This window comes from Yoonia sp. D2-7 (genome assembly GCF_055809435.1).
Genome location: NZ_JBVVTX010000002.1, coordinates 1 through 16,691 on the forward strand (window position 1 = coordinate 1; position 16,691 = coordinate 16,691).

The 16,691-nt window shown below is 55.0% G+C and carries 18 protein-coding genes; 2 read left to right on the forward strand and 16 right to left on the reverse strand.

The annotated features are described in order from the left end of the window. Window positions 1-555, forward strand: a 555-nt coding sequence (locus AC0L7R_RS17795; protein WP_473660476.1) for a hypothetical protein, incomplete at its 5' end; no start/stop codon positions are given. On the opposite strand, the gene AC0L7R_RS17800 is transcribed toward AC0L7R_RS17795, so the two are convergent. From AC0L7R_RS17800 to AC0L7R_RS17835, 8 genes are all read right to left on the reverse strand, one after another. Further along, window positions 552-1,148 carry a hypothetical protein gene (locus AC0L7R_RS17800; RefSeq protein WP_473660478.1) on the reverse strand — a complete coding sequence of 199 codons (597 nt, stop codon included), beginning with the start codon at window positions 1,146-1,148 and terminating at the stop codon, window positions 552-554. The genes AC0L7R_RS17795 and AC0L7R_RS17800 overlap by 4 nt on opposite strands. A gap of 4 nt (window positions 1,149-1,152) precedes the next feature. Further along, window positions 1,153-1,800 (reverse strand): hypothetical protein, encoded by a 648-nt coding sequence (locus AC0L7R_RS17805; RefSeq protein ID WP_348106950.1) that lies wholly within the window; start codon window positions 1,798-1,800, stop codon window positions 1,153-1,155. Window positions 1,801-1,803: 3 nt separating this feature from the next. Continuing rightward, window positions 1,804-2,745, reverse strand: a complete 942-nt coding sequence (locus tag AC0L7R_RS17810) for a DUF4123 domain-containing protein (protein ID WP_473660480.1) — start codon at window positions 2,743-2,745, stop codon at window positions 1,804-1,806. A 3-nt stretch (window positions 2,746-2,748) separates the two neighbouring features. Then, window positions 2,749-3,156, reverse strand: coding sequence for a PAAR domain-containing protein (locus AC0L7R_RS17815; RefSeq protein WP_348106948.1), 408 nt, complete (start codon window positions 3,154-3,156; stop codon window positions 2,749-2,751). 9 nt (window positions 3,157-3,165) lie between these two features. Then, window positions 3,166-3,840, reverse strand: coding sequence for a hypothetical protein (locus AC0L7R_RS17820; protein WP_473660482.1), 675 nt, complete (start codon window positions 3,838-3,840; stop codon window positions 3,166-3,168). Next, window positions 3,837-4,727, reverse strand: coding sequence for a hypothetical protein (locus tag AC0L7R_RS17825; protein ID WP_473660484.1), 891 nt, complete (start codon window positions 4,725-4,727; stop codon window positions 3,837-3,839). The genes AC0L7R_RS17820 and AC0L7R_RS17825 overlap by 4 nt, the downstream gene beginning before the upstream one ends. Window positions 4,728-4,738: 11 nt before the next feature. Next, window positions 4,739-6,796, reverse strand: a complete 2,058-nt coding sequence (locus AC0L7R_RS17830) for a type VI secretion system tip protein TssI/VgrG (RefSeq protein ID WP_473660486.1) — start codon at window positions 6,794-6,796, stop codon at window positions 4,739-4,741. 702 nt (window positions 6,797-7,498) lie between these two features. Next, window positions 7,499-7,672 (reverse strand): hypothetical protein, encoded by a 174-nt coding sequence (locus AC0L7R_RS17835; protein ID WP_473660488.1) that lies wholly within the window; start codon window positions 7,670-7,672, stop codon window positions 7,499-7,501. Window positions 7,673-7,973: 301 nt separating this feature from the next. On the opposite strand from AC0L7R_RS17835, the gene AC0L7R_RS17840 reads away from it, so the two are divergent. Next, complete coding sequence (locus AC0L7R_RS17840) at window positions 7,974-8,801, forward strand: terminase small subunit (protein ID WP_473660490.1); 828 nt, start codon at window positions 7,974-7,976, stop codon at window positions 8,799-8,801. A 31-nt stretch (window positions 8,802-8,832) separates the two neighbouring features. Here AC0L7R_RS17840 and AC0L7R_RS17845 read toward each other — a convergent pair whose 3' ends face one another. The 8 genes from AC0L7R_RS17845 to AC0L7R_RS17880 all read right to left on the reverse strand — a co-directional run bounded on the left by AC0L7R_RS17845 (window position 8,833) and on the right by AC0L7R_RS17880 (window position 16,052). After that, entirely contained in the window at window positions 8,833-9,231 is a 399-nt protein-coding gene (locus AC0L7R_RS17845; RefSeq protein WP_348109385.1) for a DUF4150 domain-containing protein, read from the reverse strand. A gap of 3 nt (window positions 9,232-9,234) precedes the next feature. Next, entirely contained in the window at window positions 9,235-10,248 is a 1,014-nt protein-coding gene (locus AC0L7R_RS17850) for a DUF2169 domain-containing protein (protein ID WP_473660492.1), read from the reverse strand. A 6-nt stretch (window positions 10,249-10,254) separates the two neighbouring features. Next, on the reverse strand, window positions 10,255-10,620 hold the full coding sequence (locus tag AC0L7R_RS17855; RefSeq protein ID WP_473660494.1) for a hypothetical protein: 366 nt from the start codon (window positions 10,618-10,620) through the stop codon (window positions 10,255-10,257). Continuing rightward, window positions 10,617-11,021 (reverse strand): hypothetical protein, encoded by a 405-nt coding sequence (locus AC0L7R_RS17860; RefSeq protein ID WP_473660496.1) that lies wholly within the window; start codon window positions 11,019-11,021, stop codon window positions 10,617-10,619. Before AC0L7R_RS17860 ends, AC0L7R_RS17855 begins: the two co-directional genes overlap by 4 nt. A 1-nt stretch (window position 11,022) precedes the next feature. After that, on the reverse strand, window positions 11,023-12,489 hold the full coding sequence (locus AC0L7R_RS17865) for a DNA/RNA non-specific endonuclease (protein WP_473660498.1): 1,467 nt from the start codon (window positions 12,487-12,489) through the stop codon (window positions 11,023-11,025). 14 nt (window positions 12,490-12,503) lie between these two features. Beyond that, window positions 12,504-14,582 (reverse strand): type VI secretion system tip protein TssI/VgrG, encoded by a 2,079-nt coding sequence (locus AC0L7R_RS17870; protein ID WP_473660500.1) that lies wholly within the window; start codon window positions 14,580-14,582, stop codon window positions 12,504-12,506. A gap of 100 nt (window positions 14,583-14,682) precedes the next feature. Next, window positions 14,683-15,624 (reverse strand): hypothetical protein, encoded by a 942-nt coding sequence (locus tag AC0L7R_RS17875; protein ID WP_473660502.1) that lies wholly within the window; start codon window positions 15,622-15,624, stop codon window positions 14,683-14,685. After that, complete coding sequence (locus AC0L7R_RS17880) at window positions 15,621-16,052, reverse strand: hypothetical protein (protein WP_348107746.1); 432 nt, start codon at window positions 16,050-16,052, stop codon at window positions 15,621-15,623. Before AC0L7R_RS17880 ends, AC0L7R_RS17875 begins: the two co-directional genes overlap by 4 nt. Window positions 16,053-16,691: the final 639 nt, after the last annotated feature.

Consider the following 16,691-nt stretch of genomic DNA (forward strand, 5'->3'; position numbering starts at 1 on the left):
TGTGCCAATCGGGCCTATTTCATGAACCTGACCGATCCACGTGATTACTATCGGCTGGTGGTCGTGAAGGCGGATATGGATAGCTTCCGGCTGCTTGGTGGTGCCTATGCGATGGATGAAAATGGGTTAATTGTGGAAGGCGTGCGCAAGCGCGACATTGCCGATCCGGCCGCGGTGATGCCGATTGGTCGGTTGTTCGCGACAATGGGTGAGGCGCTGTTGTTTCGCGGGAAGGAAGTCAAACGGATCGGTGCGCTTGATCTTGGGACAGCACGCAGCCCCGCGCCACGCCTGTTGATCGACGGTGCGGGTCACATGTTGCTGGGCAGTCGGTATCGCAAACCTGTGGCGGGCATGAACGCGCCTGCTTTGCGGTTTCTAAATCCGTATTTCGCGGTAGATGATGGGCAGTTGTATGCGCTGACGGACGATAGTTTGGTCGTGTGCGAAGGTGCGGATGTTGAGAGAGTTACCGTGACGGGGTCACACAGCGTCAGCGATGGAAGACAGCGTTTTGCGTTGGAGGGAAGCCGTTTGTCGCAAACGCCCTGTTAGGCGGCCGCTTGCCAAGTTGAGAGGATGTTTGGATCAAGTTGAGATACTGCGGGATCGTAGCGTTCAAGCAGGATCGCACCGACGATGGCAGGCAAATCTTGGAGCCATGCAGCTGAGACGTCGAAGGTGATAGGCGTTGCTTGGCCGAGGCACATGAGGACGAGCGTTTTGATGTCGCTTTGTGCCGATGCGGTCAATTCGCTTAGTGACCGTGTGCTAGGCAGAAGGGCAGGATTCAGGCGCTGTGCTGCGCGTTTATCAATATCGGCGGGGCAAGAGATTTCGCGCAGAAAAAGGTCCGCGACGGTGCTAAGCTCAACGTCTGCGCACCACGACAGCGCGATGGCTCCGATCTGGGTGACGCCTTGAGCTTCAATGAAGGCTTGCCAGCGTGTGGCGGGGCAGGGGGCAAGTGCTGTCAAAAGAGACTTGGTGTTATCGTCGATAGATGCGCGTTGGCGCAGGGTGTCTGCTGCGAATGCTGATCGCTGCCACATCTGTGCATCGCTGTGCAGACCAGTCCAAATGTCGGCGAGTGTCATGTCAGTGCCAAGGCGGAAGGCGCCTGTGAGTGGGTCGATAGGTTTGGCCATTGCGTTAGAATTTTTCAGTTAGGTTCGGGGCGTAGTTGGGATTGGAATTGTGGGGCTTCACGTCCATGTCGTTATGATCGTCACCAACCAGCCCAAACGTGACGCGATTACCGACGGCTCGTGCCGTACCTGGCGCTGGAGCGTAGTCGTATGTTCCTAGATCGAGGCTCGTGTCATCAACCGCGCCGCCATAGTAGCGACATTGCCAGCCGCGCCCGCCTTGTCCTAGTAGAAGGCGGTAAGTTTGATTTTCGGCATTCCGGTTTCCGAGCCCGGCATCGCCGTGGAAAACTGGGGCTGTGAGGCCGCTGTCTGGCGTCCAAGTATTGCCTTCGCGGTCTGTATAATGCGTGATTTCTTCGTAGGTTATCGACCCACCGCGACCAGTTCGCCCGATGCGGACAACCGGCGTTGGATTTGTTGACGGGCATTTGTTGCAAGCGTTGCGTTCGATATGCTCGCGCCCCATCGGATCGATCGGGTCGCCGACAGAGACCTCTGTGCAGATTTTGTCGGTCCGACAAGTCCCTGTCGGGCAATTATAGGGCGGCAGGGGCCGTGTGGCTGGATCAAGCGCTTCTGATCTTACGAATGGTTCAACCTTTCGTGCAACACTATCAGCAATAATACGCGCAGATTCTGGGTTCATCATGGCCTAGATTTTACCTTTCACGAATTCCCACCAAAAACTAACCTTGCCGTAGAAGAGCTCTTTGTCTTGGGCTGACATGTGGATAGCCGCTTCGCCAAGATAGGCTGCGACACGTTGGTTGGGGTTTGGCACCTGTTCAATCACAGCGTCGCGATAGGCGTCATCCGCGACGAGGTCAGGTGTGACAAGGCGCAGAACTGCCATCGACACAACATCGCCTTCGCGGCAAACTTCGAGCCATGCGCAGTCCAGAATTGCCTGATCGACGATCTCAAGACGTTGGGTTTGTGAGAGCGTTTCGCCCTCTTCCCAAAAGACACGACCCAAGAAATCGGCAAGCCGGTTGCGGAACACCTGATCTGTGATTTGGGTGAACATTTCGATTTGTTGCACGTTGACCGCGTAGGGTTTTTCCAGCGGAAGAGCTGCACGGTTTGGTCCGCTGAGTGTGGGGCGGGTGATAACGGAAGGTACGCCAGATTTGAGCGCATAGAACCGCTCTGACGGTCCCCAGAACGCTGCGGCGTCGGTAGCCTGAAGCGTGCCGAGAAAGGCGAGCAGGATGCGGGTGTCGTAGAACCGGAAAAGGGCCATTTGCGTTCCTTCATCAATTGTGACGTTCAGCCAAGAGGCGTAGTGGCGGCGCAGGTCGTCGATGGTCGCATCTGTTTCGATGATAAACCCTGCGTGCGGTGCTTTCGCCGCCTGCAGCAGATCGCGGACGGCTTTGGGTTTCGTGGGGTCGAGGACGACGATATAGGGCGCCTCACCGGACAGCACGAGCGCGTCTTCGCCTGAGAACAGGCTCTCGAATTCAAGGCCGGATTTGCCGATTGCGATCAGTAGGTTATCGTATGCGGTTGCATCAAGGATAGCAAAGAGCCGGTTTGCGCGAAAGGCGAAACGCTGGCGATAGAGATGCGGTAAAGGAGTGACGCGAACCATTTGTTAACCAGCGGTCGTCACAAAGGCTTGGCCTTTGGCATTTGCGTCGCGCATGCATTCACGAACGCAAGGGGCGCCTTGGGCGGCTTGATAGGCGCTGATCACGGGGTTTGGAATGATTTGAATATCGGCGCTGACAGTGCCCGAGCCCGCGGAAACAGACCCGCCACAATCTACGCCATCCCCAACGCGGGCAAGTGGTCGCCCGTTCACAAAAACGGTCGGAGAGCCTGCTGATACAGACCTGCCATGCGGCGGGCAGTTTGAGCACCCGTGTGGTGCGACGGCATCGCCTTTGCGCAGCGCAGGAATTCCGTCAAGCGAGACATTGGGGCTACCTGCGACCGATGGGGTCGGGGGGAAACACCCGTGCCCGACACATATATCGCCTTTGCGAGATGCTGCTGGCATGTGTGGCTCCTAGTCAAACAACGCATCGCGTGCGCCACGTGCCGCATCGCCGATTTGTTCCATCAGATCGTCTGAAATAATCTCTTGCGGCATGTAATCGCGTGTCACAGGGCCGTACCCAACCTTAACGGTGACATCATACCCTGCCTCGCCCATTGAGAGCATGCGAAACCCGCTGCGCATGATCCAACCAGCGCCTTTGATCGCTTCGCGTAAGGCCCGTTTTCCGGCCATTTCAGCAAGGCCTTGTCCGGGCAAGTTACCTGACTTGATGATCACGTAATAAAGCGCCCCCCAGCCTTCTTCGCCGTCAGGGCCACCGCTGCTGACTTCGAGGTTGAACGTCGCTGAGCGTGACGGTGGTCCGACATAAAAGCTTTTCACCTTTTTCGGGCCCGGGCTATCGGCATAATAAACGTACAAAAGTCCGGGGGGTAACGCGTGCCCTGTCCCTAATGTTCGGACGTTAAACTGTGCTGTCACAGTTCCGCCGCTGGTGATGACGGTCGCAGTGCCTACTGCATAATTTTTGATGTCACGTAGCTGAATGCCGTCAGCGTCACGCCCTGTACCTCCTGAACGCCGTTCGGTAAGAAATGCTTCCCAATCCGCAACTTTCGAGAAGTCGAAGTCGGTTTTGGATAGAAATGCGTCCAGCTCTTCGCGCGTGAATTCAACCATCATAGATCTCCATTCTGCGTTATGTAGGTGACGATGCTTGGGAAGAATGACTGGAGCGTCAGCATGTTGCCCGCCCCGATGTCAGCAAGGCCGGACGGCCCGCGTACCCGCAACAAGCGTGGCAAATCGGCAGAGCCGATCCCTGGTAATGTTTGCGCATCGAAATCTGCAGGGAAACAAGCGTCTCCCAAGGTTTCGGGCGCGTCCATGACCCGATTAACCGCCAACGTGCTGGTGCAAGCGGTGTCGACAAGGCCCGCACGGCGCAACCCGAGCACCCATGTTGGGCTGATTGGGCAACTTGCATAGACGTCCGCCAACGTCTTTTCACCTGTTGCGATTGCGTGTTTATCAGCTAAGCCTACATAGCCCGCGCAGTCGGTGAGGTTGGCGTCGCAGTCAGTTGTTTCGCAGCCTGCGATGATGATTGGCGCATTTTGATTTGCGTTCCAGAGTGGCACAGATTGTAGCACAACTGACGGATCGGTCGCCGCTGCAAGTGCGTCTTGTGGGAACAGTGATGCGCGCACAAAATCGGCCGCAGCGCCGTCAAGCTGTTCCAAGACTGCTGGATCGTTCGCGAAAAACCCGCGGTCGCCCTCGGCGATTGTGGCATCAATCGCTGCGTTCGCTTCGTCTGCGGACGCGTGCTGCAACACCAACGATGGGTAGCCGAAGTCATAGGCAAGGCCGAGACCCTGTTCATCGACGAGCGCTGCGGCGCAGCCACGATCGAAGATTGCGACCAGCTGAGCTGGAGCGGTTTCATTCAGGCCGACAGCCGTGCCATCACATGCGGTTGCTACGGCAGATCCTGGCGGTAACAGGGCCCATGCGACACCAACACCTGCCACTACGAGTGCGCTAAGGATTTTCAAATTACGGTTCATGTCACGGCTCACTAGTTAAGATCGATTTTCTTGGCACGCAGCTTAATATGCGTGCCGATTAACTCAATTTCGCCACTGCGTTTCATGATAAAGCGCGATGCACCGCACCGCAGATCGATCTCTTTGCCGACGTGCATATACCGCCCGCCGCCGACTGTTTCATATGAGCCATCACCGACGGTTTCGTTCTTTTGCGCGCCAACATTCAATTGCATGCTGGTCCCGACAGCAACGGTGCTGCTGTCGCCAATGCGCGTGCTGGATTGCGACCCGATCAGCGTTGTCATTGACTGCGACACCATCATTTTATAGTGGCCGCGCCCCGCATCTGGCCCACCGGGGATCGTGGTTTTGTAAGCGAGTTGCAGCGGGCCATCGTCATAAGCCTGCATTGGCTTGGAGGCCTGCAAACTGACGTCTGAGACACCAATGGCAGTTACGGCGTTGCCGCCAACTTGGAAGTTGAAGTCCTTGCCGATCTCGGAGTATTTGCTGTTTCCGATGCTTTCGACTTCGCTCACATCAACACGCTTTGCGCTGTTGTTTTGCACGTGAACTTCGTGGTCTTTCTGTGCGTGAACATAGATGCGTTCGTCGCCGTTTGCGTCTTCAAACGTCAGCTCGTTGAAGCCGGACCCTTGATGTGTATCGGTGCGGAAGACAGAGCGGGTTTTGTTCGCTGGCAGATCGTAAGGCACGTCGTTTTTGCCGTTGTAGACGCAGCCTGTGACCAGCGGTTTGTCCGGGTCGCCTTCGAGGAATTCCACGACGACTTCCATGCCGATCCGTGGGATCACCATGCCGCCCCAGCCTTTACCGGCCCAGTTTTGCGACACACGGCAGCGCATCGAATACCGCTTGTCGAGATCCCAGTGGAAGTGCACCAAAATCCGCCCGTATTCGTCGCAGTCGATCTCACCCTCGCCGACGACGACGGCCGTTTGCGGACCCTGTACTTTCGGGATGTGTGTTTTGCGTTCAGGTGCAAGGGGCGCCGACACTGGCAGCAGCACATAGGACCCTTCGTAGTTCGGTCCATCGCCGCCTTGGCCCGACGCGTAAGCGGCGGTCGAATAGGCATGGCTGGCGGATAGGCACAGGCACGGATCGGCCACGCCTTTGACCTTATCACCTGCGACTTTGACGGTTAATCCGGCCCGCATTGACGTACAATCACCGACGGCGCGGTGGCGGTGGTCCTGCCCGCGTTCCTGCAGAGTGCGCAGGCGCGCGACGTCTTTGCCGCGTCCTGCTTCCAGATAGTCACCCGGATAATCGTAGCTTTCGATCTGGCCTTCCGCGTATTGGGCGTCGCCCATGCGGTCGACCTCCATGGCCGCGTTGGGCATCTTAAAGTTGTAGTCCGTTAACCTTATTCCGCCGGTTGTCATGCGCCGCGTTGGCCGCATATCCCAGAAATGTTCTTCGTTTGCACGGTGACCTTCGGCAATAATCTGGAATTTGCGGGATGCCCCCGGCAACGGGTCATGGGCCGTCATCACGTCGGTCATGATCAGCGCGTGGTTCCCGTCGGCGTGTTCAAAATGGTAGGAAATCCCGAAGCGTTCCATCAGCCGCGTCGCAAAAGCAAGATCGCTTTCGCGGTATTGCACGGTGTACTCGAGCGTCGGATAAGAATTGCTTAACCGTTTCTCAACTGCAGGTTTGCCGAGACCCGCGTAGGGTGCGAGCAATTCATCGAGAATTTGGACAACGGTTTTCTCGTGATAAATGCGCTGGTTACGACGACGTCCAGCCAGCCAGAACCACGGGCGCAGCGTCAGTTCATAGCGCCAACCGTTTTCGTGCATGCCCGCAAATGTCGCTTCGGTCACGATCCCGTCGAACGGCACATCTGGATGTTCAAAGCTCTTGAGGCTGACGGAGGCATGCGTGCCAATCAGCGCGTCAAAATCGAGGTCATCGTCCTCGGACAGCGCTTCAACTTTAATGGTGAACAAGTCGTTCACGTGTTCGTCGGTGACCATCCGCAACAAAACAAGCGTATCCCCACCCAAAACCGTCGTCAGATGACCCATACGGGCGTCTTGCTTGAATGGTGCGTTCATGAACAGAGAACCCATTAAGTAGTAAAAATTGTTAATGTTCTACTTGTGGTTATCATTTGTGTTTTTGTCAATAAAAGGGCGAGTACGGTTGTCGTTTGGATTTCATCCCTGTTTGGCGTGCGGCTGCAATCGGGTGTGCATGCCCCTACCATTTTGGGCGAAAAATTTTTCCCTACGGCGTCTCGCGCTGTGCTGAGGCTGTGCGTCTCTTTTAAGCAGCGCGAGACGCCGTAGGGAAAAATTTGGGGGATCGCGCGCGTCGCGGCTAGAGAAGGCGCGGCGGGATTCCATGTTATTGGCTTGCTTGGTGCTATTTTTGCGTCTCGCGCCGCGGTGGGTGGTGTGTCGGGTGTATCCGCGCAGGGCTGCCTTGGGTCATTGGCATAACTGATGTGATGACAGCTTGATGATCTAGGCGTTCTCCGCGCGCCTGTGCTGGCTGTCGTCTCCTATAGCTTCATCGAGTGCTTACACCGCGAAACGTGGTTAGCCCGCGCCATTTTATTTCCACTGTTTTCTAGATGAGTTTTTCCTGTTTCTCTCGTGACTCGCACATTTAGTAGCGCTATAGTCCGTTTAACCCATATCTATGGGCCTAAATCGCACAGGACGTGCACAGCTTAACGATCGCGGTTTCGCGGTGGGAATGTGTGCGTCCATGACTCATCTACAGTTTTACCAAGACAAGACCGTGATTTCTGATCAATCGCTGAGCCCTTTCAGCTGTTGTTCAAAGTCAGGGTTTACGCGGCTGTTTTCCCTTTCTGCGGCGTCTAAAATCGCGCGCTTGGTAAAGACAGCTGCCTCGGTTTTCGTTTCCCGCGCCCAAAAACGTAACTCTTCCGGGATCTCACCCAACCCTGTGGCAACCGGCATCCTCTGGGACCACAAGAAACGCAGAATTTAAACCCACCCGACACGACGTACGGGGGACCAGACCGGTCAAACGATCATCTGGGGTAAGTGAAAAGCTTACGGGCAAGCGGCTGGCCATCGATAAACGGCACTGCGTGGATAGGAAGAATTAAGAGGGTCTTGCTCCAAGGGATATGGGGGCAAGTACGGGTGGCCGGACTCCGTCTTGTGCTTAGTCAGGATGGAAAAATGGTTGTTTTATAAAGGAAAACACCTGTCGGCTTTTTGCTTCAGGTGGACAAACGAAGGGCGTGAAAATCAGATGGCTACACTTGCCAACACAAGGCACGAGGCGTTTTGCCATGAGTATATGAAGGACCGCAATGCGACTGCGGCGTACAAGCGCGCGGGCTATGCGCCAAAAAGCGACAACTCTGCAAAATCCGCTGGGTCCCGTTTGTTGACAAATGTTAAGGTTCGCGCCCGGATTGCCGCGTTTGAGGCGGAATATTCTGAACGCGTTCAGTCCGAAACCTTGGATATGCTCAGGTCTCTTGTTGCGATCGTGCGTGCGGATCCCAGTAGGATTTGCAGGCCGGTGCGCGGTGCTTGTCGCTATTGTCACGGTGCCCACTATCATTATCAATGGCGCACGCAGCGTGAATTTGATGTCGCTGTGTATGCGTGGAAGGGTTTGCCAGCGAATGTTCGCGCAATGAAAGACGAACCGTCAAACGCTGGCGGATTTGGGTATAACGCGACACGTGCACCGCATCCTGATTGTCCGGAGTGTAATGGTCTGGGGCTTCTGCGGGTGCATTTCACCGCATATGAAGACATCCCAGAAAGCAGCCGCCCGTTGTATCGAGAGGTTCAGGTGACCAAAAGCGGTGCGATGAAAGTCGTGATGGAGGATCGCGCAGCAGCCTTGGATAAGCTGGCGCGGCATCTTGGCTTTTATGACAAGAAACGGCGGGGATTGTCTGAGGCCCCAGACGGGATGACGAAGTTGATCATGGAAATGAACCGCGCGGGGTCCAAAGCGCCGATCACGTCATCACGTCGTCAAGTTGCAAGGCCCGATGAAGCGCCACCAGAGTCGGGCGTTCGTGATCGGTGCGAGAATGTGTATCGTCTGCCTGACAAGTGAAGACTACGTTTGGTTAGTGTCTTGGACGCGGCTATTCGAAGTACGTGAGCCGCCCGATTGTGTTGCCTGCGCCTTCAGGTCCCGCACAGTTCATCTCGTAGAGGTTGTTGTTCTGCAGCAGCTCTGCGCCGTTCACAAAGACGCTTGTTTTGTTCGATTGCGGGCGGCACCAGCCTTTGTTCACGCCGGATTTGACGCCGCCAAGCGATCCGGGTTCATCGCCTGTCACCTTGTTGGTCCGCGCGTCCATATTGAACGCTTTCATGCCGGTGAGTTCGACGTCTTTGGACGTTTTGTCCGACCAATCAAGTTTCGAGATGATCATGTAGGGGATCGGCACCACCGCATTGCCGACCTGCGTTTTGCAAACGTCGGGCGCCATGCAGGTGATGATCGCGTTTTTGCCGGAATGGCGGGCGGCAGAATGCATGGGCTATCCTCGGATGATTTCAGCTTCGGTGAACGCGTCGCGGTCAGGGACCAGCGCGCGCCAGAGCAAGGTCATGGTGATCTGTCCATCGTCCACAGTGTCGAGGTCTAGGTCAACTGTGTCGAGCGCCATCGGGAGCGCAGGTTCCTGCGGATCAGACCGTGATTGCAGCATAAGCTTCGCGCCGGGGAGTTGCAGGGCGATGGTTTCACTCTTGTGCGACATGCCCGTGACTTCGATCACTTCGTCACCTTGCAGGTAAGGGCCGATTTGCAGGCGCAAAGGGGCTGCGTTCCAAAACCCAAGATCGTAATCGAGCGGCATACGTGGATGGCGGTCGCGTTCCCACGCTTTGTCGAATGTCCCCGCGACAGCACGTCTCGGCAGCCAGCTTTTGGCGATGGGCATCGTGCCATGGACGGCCATAGGCTCGAACGGAGAGGCGGCCATGAAGTCGGCCAGAAGCCCGACTTGTGGGGCAGGCCAATTGTCCAGATCAGATGCTGCGGCTTCGGTCATAAAGCCGATGCCAGCCGGATTTTGTTCAAAGAACTGCGTCGTTTCGCCCTCGGTGCAGTGCCCGCCATAGGCAAGCGCATAGGTCAGCGGGACCTCGGTGACGTTGTCCGGTTGTGACAATTGCCACTTGCGCCCGGGCTTGAGCCATTGAGACGGGCCGCGCACGTGAAAGCCGTAGTTAAGTCGGTCAGGGATGCTGATATTCACGGGCCAATCGCGGCGCGGCGTGCCTTCAAAGCTACGTGCGCGACCGCGGATGATCAGGTCGGTTTTTGGTTTATGCGGTGCGATGTCTTGTTCGTAATCAAGCGCGGTTTCGGTCGGATCGCCGGTGTACAGATCCACCATGTTTAGTTCTGGCGGTGGGACCTGAGGTAGTGTGCCTTCCGTGGACAACACAAAAGTGGCCTTTGCTACAACCACACCGATTTCGGTATCGTCGGTGTGCCAGTGGGCGAAAGCGGTGTGCGAAATGGGAAGGGCGGTGGTGAGGTTCATTGTCATCTAGTCAAAAAAGCTCGGCGACCAAAACCAGTTGTCTCGCAAGTTTTTCATTGAGAAACTTCTTAGCACGGCTTCGGTCTTGGCGCTTGTCCCCATTGTGCCGGTTCCGAGCGACACGACCTTCATGGCAGCAAGAGCGGTGGCGATAGCGTCTTTTTGGTTGGCGTCTATCCCAGAACCCTTGGCGGTTAATTTAAGAAGGTCGGCAACTTTTTCGCTTTGGCTTGCTGGTGAGCCAACCATATCTTGCGGTTCGGCGTGTTTCACCGCCTGCGTTTTCTTGAAAAAACTGTCCCTTACATGATCTCGATAGGCCTTGCGCTTGTTCGCTTTTTTTGCCCATGCTGCGCTATCATAACGTGTCATGGAAGGGCCTCGGGGAACAGGTCACCGAGATAGATTTGGGTAGCTTGGGCGACATTGCCCGGCCCAACGGCCCAGCGATTGCCATCATCAAATTCAAACAAAACTTTCAGATCGCGATCAGCGGCGCGCACGCCTACCTTTATCGCGACGGGATGATTTTCATCATTGTCGGTCACAACCTGCCAAAGGCGGGGGAAAATCGTGCGAATGTCGCGTTTTATCGATTTATCGTTCAAGAAACTACGCTCTAGACCCGCTTCAAACAGAAAGTCCTGCCGCGAAGAGTTTTTGCCATCTGCAGTTTGATAAACATAGCCTGCGTATGCCCAATCTGCGGACGTCTCATTGGCCGCGCGCAAAACCAATTGCCCGATCTCCAAAACGATTTCATCACGTATCATCCTAGCTTCCTTCTATCGTTCCGTCGTTTCGAAACCGAACGCGTTCATATGTCTGTCCAGCTTCATTCTGGAACTCGTGTTCATTTCTGTAAATCGGTTGTCGTGTACCGTCAGGAGATACTTCGAACACGGTGTAGTCTGCAAACAACGTGTCGGGGCGTGCCGCACCTGGTGGGTCGGTATCGATCACCAAATCAATTTCAACTCTGTTACCTTCGGCAGGGCGATATTTGTTGAGCCAATCAGCCCACTCGTTTTCCATCCTTTTCCAAGCACCTTGGTTAAGGTTCCCAGCTTGCGGAACCATACCATGAGCAGGCGTGTCGCCCAAAAAGCGATGTGCAACAAGGTGCCCACCATGATCGCCATCGTTCCCCGATCTGCCGACGGCTAGAGCGGTTGCCTCATCACCACGGGTGGTCCCTCCAAAGTCTTCACGTAAGGTGGCTGTCGCAGAAATAGGGCGTCCGTTTTCGCCAACTTCCCACGACACATCGTTTGCGCCTCGACTATTGCCATGCACGACCGTTGTTGTCGCGCCGTTAGGACGTTCGTCTAGCCGGGCGGCAGTATCATCAAGCGGGGCTGCACCACCAAGCGAATCTTCGTCCATTAAGCGTTCGACATTATCAGGTATTTCGGTGTCATCGACCACGTGTCGAAAAACAGTGTTGCCGTCTGGGATTGTGTCGCCGGCATCACCAATCTTCAATACGACTTCGGTCGCATTGCCTGAGATGCGTCGGCCGGTCACTCGAATAACCTTGCTCGCTGCGCCACCTACGCCACCACTGAGCGCGCTTAATGCGATATCGATGCCAAGTTCAGCAGCCAAGAAGCCGCCGTCGATGAGCAGCTTATTGTATGCGATAAGAAATCCATTTGTATCAACCTCTTGCCAAAACTCAGTCCAATATTGCGCTAAGCCGTCCATAATAGCGCTTACGATATCGTTGACCGCATTGGCATATAGGTCCCAGACGTCTACAGAATAAGCTGCATCAGAAATATCATCATATCGTTCAGCTGTCTCTGTAGCACCAATAAGCCAAGCAATTCCCCCGGATACATCATATAAGACCCCCACGGCAGTTGCCCCTGCGTTAAGCGGATTGAGATGCTCCCAGCCTTCTCGTTGCGACCGCTCGATCAGTGATTGGGTCATTTCTGACAAAGCATCTTGAATCTGCTGCCTAACACCTGCCGATGTAAGCGGCGGTGGCGGCGTGACCATTCCAGTAGCCCAGCCGATTACGGTGATCATCGCCTCATATTCGCGAATACGAGCAGCCATATGCTCAGCGAGTTCATGATCCCGATGAAGCAGAAATTCGCGCGTGGTCATGTCGATGTTGTTTTGACCAACGACAAACGCGCGCACCTCTTCAAGCAAGCCAGGGCCGCCGCCGCCGTCGGCTTGCCGGTTGATTTTATTTGAAAAATCCCAATGCCGCAAACCCGGAATCATATTAAAAAATCCCGCTAGTTTATTTTTACGTTTTTGCCAGTGATCCGAACAAGATCATCACCGTGCATGAGAATTTTCTTACCGGTTATCGAAACGGTTCCATCCTCGTCCATAACGATTCTGCTATCACCGACGACGATTTCGTATTGTTTTCCAACAACAACTGCTTTGTTCTGTCCGACCTCTTCATAAGAGCCAATACCCACGGTTGTGTTCATAATACCGCCGACAACAGTCTGGAACCCACCGCCAACGGTTGTTGCTTTGCCAGCACCAACAACTTCTGTTGCTGACAGCATGATCGTTTCAGCTTTGTTTTTTGCCACGCCGATCATCAGGTTGCCTTCGCCCATATTAAACATGTCAGGTAGGCCCAAGTTTGATGTGATGTCACCAAGCTTGCTGGTCAAAGCTTTGAACTTTCCAAGCACGGCTTGTTGAAGCTTATTGGGGCCAATCATGATCGTCATATTGCCACCGACGACTTCATGATGGTTATTACCGGTCTCTAAAGTCTTATTACGCCCGACACTTTCAAACTGGTTGCGGTCAATCCGTTTGGTACGGTCATTTTCAATATGGATTTCCTGATCCTTTTGACCATGCATGTAGATTTTTTCGGCCTCGCTGGCGTCTTCGAAAGTCAGCTCATTGAAACCGCTGGACTTGTGGGTATCGCTTCTGAAAACACTTTTCGTTTTATGTTCCGGCAGCGGATACGGCGTGTCGTTCTTCCCGTTATAGACGCAGCCTGTCACCAATGGTTTGTCGGGGTCGCCCTCCAGAAATTCAACCACGACTTCCATGCCGATCCGTGGGATGACCATGCCGCCCCAGCCTTTGCCCGCCCAGTTCTGCGAAACCCGGCAGCGCATTGAATACCGCTTGTCCAAATCCCAGTGGAAGTGCACCAAAATCCGCCCATATTCGTCGCAGTCGATCTCGCCCTCGCCGACGACCACAGCCGTTTGCGGACCCTGCACAACAGGTCGTGCGGTTTTGCGTTCGGGGGCGAGCGGGGCGCCAACTGGCATGAACAGGTATTGGCCTTCGAAGCTGGGTTCGCCGTTTTCGGTCGTTCCGTAGCCGCCGGAGGCGTATTTGTGGCTGGCGGACAGGCAGAGTGTTTTGTCGACCCCGGGTACTTTGTCGCCCGTGATTTTGACTTTTTGACCGGCACGTAAAGAGGCGCAGTCGCCCAATGCACGGTGCCGCGGATCTTGTCCGCGTTCTTGCTCAACGCGCAAGCGTGCGACGTCTTTGCCGGGGCTTTGTGCGAGGTAATCGCCTGGATAATCGTAGCTTTCGATGCTGCCTTCAACGTAAGGCGCTGCGGCGTCGCGGTCTGTTTCCATCGCTGCATTAGGCGTCTTGAAGTTGTAATCCGTTAATCGGATCTTACCCGTTGTTAATCTTTGTGAAGGCCGCATGTCCCAGAAATGTTCGGCGTCGCGGCTGTGTTTACCGTTGTCGGCCATTAGAAATTCGCGGGCGCCGCCCGGCAAATCATCGTGGCTAATCGCCGTGTCTGTCAGCACAAGCGTGTGCGATCCTGTGTCGTGTTTGAAGTGATAAGATATCCCGAAGCGTTCCATCAAACGTGTCGCGAAATCCATGTCGCTTTCACGGTATTGCACAGTATATTCGAGCGTCGGGTAGCTGCCGGTCAGACGTTTTTCAACAGCAGGTTTTCCAAGACCGGAGTAGGGGCTAAACAGTTCGTCCAATATCTCGACGACAGTTTTGTTGTGATAAATCTGTTGCTTACGACGCAAGCTGAGCAGGTATAGCCAGGGTTTCAAAGTAAACGCATAGCGCCACCCGTTTTCGCCCTGACCCAGCATTTCGCCTTCAACAATAATCCCGTCAAAAGGCGTTTCCGGCAAGTCATATGACTTGAGGCTGACGGTGGCATGGGTGCTGATCAACGCGTTGAAATCAAGGTCATCGGTCTTGGCCAATGCTTCGACGCGGTAGGTGAACAAACCGTTGAGATGTTCTTCACCGTCGAAGCGCAACAGGTTTAACACATCCTGCCCAAGAATTGTGGACAACGAACCCATACGGTCATTTTGCTTGAAGATGGCATTCATGTCGCTGATCAATCCCGGTAATTCTTTACCAGCGCCACAATAAGAGATGACCCGCGATTAGCAACTATTGGTTGATAATCTTGCGTAAAACAAGCGGGGATCAGGCGAAGCGGTTAAGGTACCCGTCGACGACTGCGGCGCGGGCAGGGTCGTAGGATGGGATCCCGCCCAGCGTGCTGGATCGCAACATGTCACGGCTGGTAAATACGGGGGCGAGGTAGGCGTAGGCGTCTTTGTAGGCTGTGATGTCTTCGTCCGCGTTGACGTCTCCCCAGATCGGGGCGGGACCTGCCGTGACGATTTTCATGTTGGGCAGGTCTTCGATGGTTAAGCTCGCGGCAGGGGCGGCCGTGATGCGGTCCGTAAACATACGACCGACGTAGGTGCGCCAGCCGAGTTCGGTGATGCCCGCTTCATATCCGGGCCAATTATCTGCGGTGCGCGGGGACCAGAGTGTACAAGACGGGTTGCCCATCCATTCGGTCATCGTCGCGGCGCGGAAGCGGTCGGATGCAACGGGCAAGTTGTTATCAGCCAATCCGCTGATCGGGGATTTGAAGAACCCAAACCCTTGATATCCCGCCATCAATTTGGCTGATCGCAAGGCGTGATCGCTGGCCTGCGCAAAGGTATCGCGGTTGGGATGATCGTGCGGAACTGCAATGTCGATCGCGATGAAGGTCGGGTAAACCTGCGTGATGCTGAGGAACGGCACCGCTGGTTTTCCAAGCACATTCGTGTCGGGACCGTACAGGCGCATTCCGGTATGGGTTGTGAAACCGTTGGCGATCACCTCTCTCATCCGTTTCAATTTCGTGGTTGTGGGTTTGACCAGTTTCGGCGTCCACCGTGATTTACCGGATGTCGCGGCGTAGGCGATGTCGGGGCCGAAGTTGTCCAAGAACGCCTCGAACAGATCAGACGCGCAGGTCTTGTTCGCATCATCCGACAATGCCCCATCCAGCGCCGCACAAACGCGAAACGCAGGCATCGCGATGGGTGTTGGTGTCGTCAGGTGGTGGGAAAAGAGGGTAATGGTCATTGTTGTGCCTTTAAGCAGTCATTTATTGGATCACCCGAATAGGCCAGACTGAAAAAACCTTCCAACCGTGCGGTCCAAAACGTGCCTTTGCGGTAGGACCAGCCCCATGCTTCTCCGGTCGGGGTATTGGTATCGCTACCCCGGACAACAAAAATTCCAACGTGGAACGGCTTGGCCGGTTCGGACAGGATGACCTTATTTCGAAAGTCTGGCCAGAGCGTCAGGAAATCGTCGTCTTGCGGGACAGGGCGGGCAACCGGCATCCCGCCATTGTTAAATCGACCGTCGAAAAAACAGGCTGGGTCACCTTGTGCAATTTCAAGCGCCTTCAAAACGACGTGACGTTGATAAAAGGAGCGTCCCCAACTTAAAGCAGCAATCGCGATCAACAAAATGCAAACAACGCTGCCAATCACCAGTTTGCGCATGTTCATCCTCCGAAGGTCCGTTGCAACATAGTCGGCAATCAATGATCTTGTATGTTGTCGGCGTCCAACTGCTTAAGGTTGTAGTTTAACTGCCTCTATCCGCGATATGAACCTGCAAAACTGAATGGGCGGGTTCTGTAGCCAAGTCATGCCGCCCGTGAAATGAGTGGCACTGGGTGCTGCTGGTCTCTTTTGCTTGGAGACCCTGGCGCCAATGCTAGTAGTTGCGCCTCAGTGAGCTTCGTTTGGGCTCTCAGGCAGATTTGCGCAGCGGAGGTGAGCCTGAGCGCGCGCGGCGTGGCTCTGACTTCCAATTCCCCTGCTTTGCGCAATCGCTCTGTCAGGCGTTCTGCGGGTCAGCAGTGACAACGTACCCGAAACTGATTGGAAGGACTGCATCTCGTGGGACAGCCAGTCCCATAAAAATTACACACGTCATGCAGCTCTCTGCGACAGGCGTTTTTGCGCGCAAAAACAATGGCGTAAGGGGCGTTTTGAAGGTGTTTCAGTGGTGTGGCATTTTTACTGTTTATTTTCAGCGGGTTAATTCGTCATGGACGCGTTTGGCCCAGCTGTTTTTCCGCCTGTGGACGTATTTGGCCCAGGCATTTTGCAGGATTGGCCCAGGCTGGCCCGGCG

Bases quoted from the DNA above. Each gene is read 5' to 3' on its own strand.
- AC0L7R_RS17800 (WP_473660478.1), bottom strand. From the start codon at position 1,148: ATGGCCAAACCTATCGACCCACTCACAGGCGCCTTCCGCCTTGGCACT.
- AC0L7R_RS17805 (WP_348106950.1), bottom strand. From the start codon at position 1,800: ATGATGAACCCAGAATCTGCGCGTATTATTGCTGATAGTGTTGCACGA.
- AC0L7R_RS17810 (WP_473660480.1), bottom strand. From the start codon at position 2,745: ATGGTTCGCGTCACTCCTTTACCGCATCTCTATCGCCAGCGTTTCGCC.
- AC0L7R_RS17815 (WP_348106948.1), bottom strand. From the start codon at position 3,156: ATGCCAGCAGCATCTCGCAAAGGCGATATATGTGTCGGGCACGGGTGT.
- AC0L7R_RS17820 (WP_473660482.1), bottom strand. From the start codon at position 3,840: ATGATGGTTGAATTCACGCGCGAAGAGCTGGACGCATTTCTATCCAAA.
- AC0L7R_RS17825 (WP_473660484.1), bottom strand. From the start codon at position 4,727: ATGAACCGTAATTTGAAAATCCTTAGCGCACTCGTAGTGGCAGGTGTT.
- AC0L7R_RS17830 (WP_473660486.1), bottom strand. From the start codon at position 6,796: ATGAACGCACCATTCAAGCAAGACGCCCGTATGGGTCATCTGACGACG.
- AC0L7R_RS17835 (WP_473660488.1), bottom strand. From the start codon at position 7,672: ATGCCGGTTGCCACAGGGTTGGGTGAGATCCCGGAAGAGTTACGTTTT.
- AC0L7R_RS17840 (WP_473660490.1), top strand. From the start codon at position 7,974: ATGGCTACACTTGCCAACACAAGGCACGAGGCGTTTTGCCATGAGTAT.
- AC0L7R_RS17845 (WP_348109385.1), bottom strand. From the start codon at position 9,231: ATGCATTCTGCCGCCCGCCATTCCGGCAAAAACGCGATCATCACCTGC.
- AC0L7R_RS17850 (WP_473660492.1), bottom strand. From the start codon at position 10,248: ATGAACCTCACCACCGCCCTTCCCATTTCGCACACCGCTTTCGCCCAC.
- AC0L7R_RS17855 (WP_473660494.1), bottom strand. From the start codon at position 10,620: ATGACACGTTATGATAGCGCAGCATGGGCAAAAAAAGCGAACAAGCGC.
- AC0L7R_RS17860 (WP_473660496.1), bottom strand. From the start codon at position 11,021: ATGATACGTGATGAAATCGTTTTGGAGATCGGGCAATTGGTTTTGCGC.
- AC0L7R_RS17865 (WP_473660498.1), bottom strand. From the start codon at position 12,489: ATGATTCCGGGTTTGCGGCATTGGGATTTTTCAAATAAAATCAACCGG.
- AC0L7R_RS17870 (WP_473660500.1), bottom strand. From the start codon at position 14,582: ATGAATGCCATCTTCAAGCAAAATGACCGTATGGGTTCGTTGTCCACA.
- AC0L7R_RS17875 (WP_473660502.1), bottom strand. From the start codon at position 15,624: ATGACCATTACCCTCTTTTCCCACCACCTGACGACACCAACACCCATC.
- AC0L7R_RS17880 (WP_348107746.1), bottom strand. From the start codon at position 16,052: ATGCGCAAACTGGTGATTGGCAGCGTTGTTTGCATTTTGTTGATCGCG.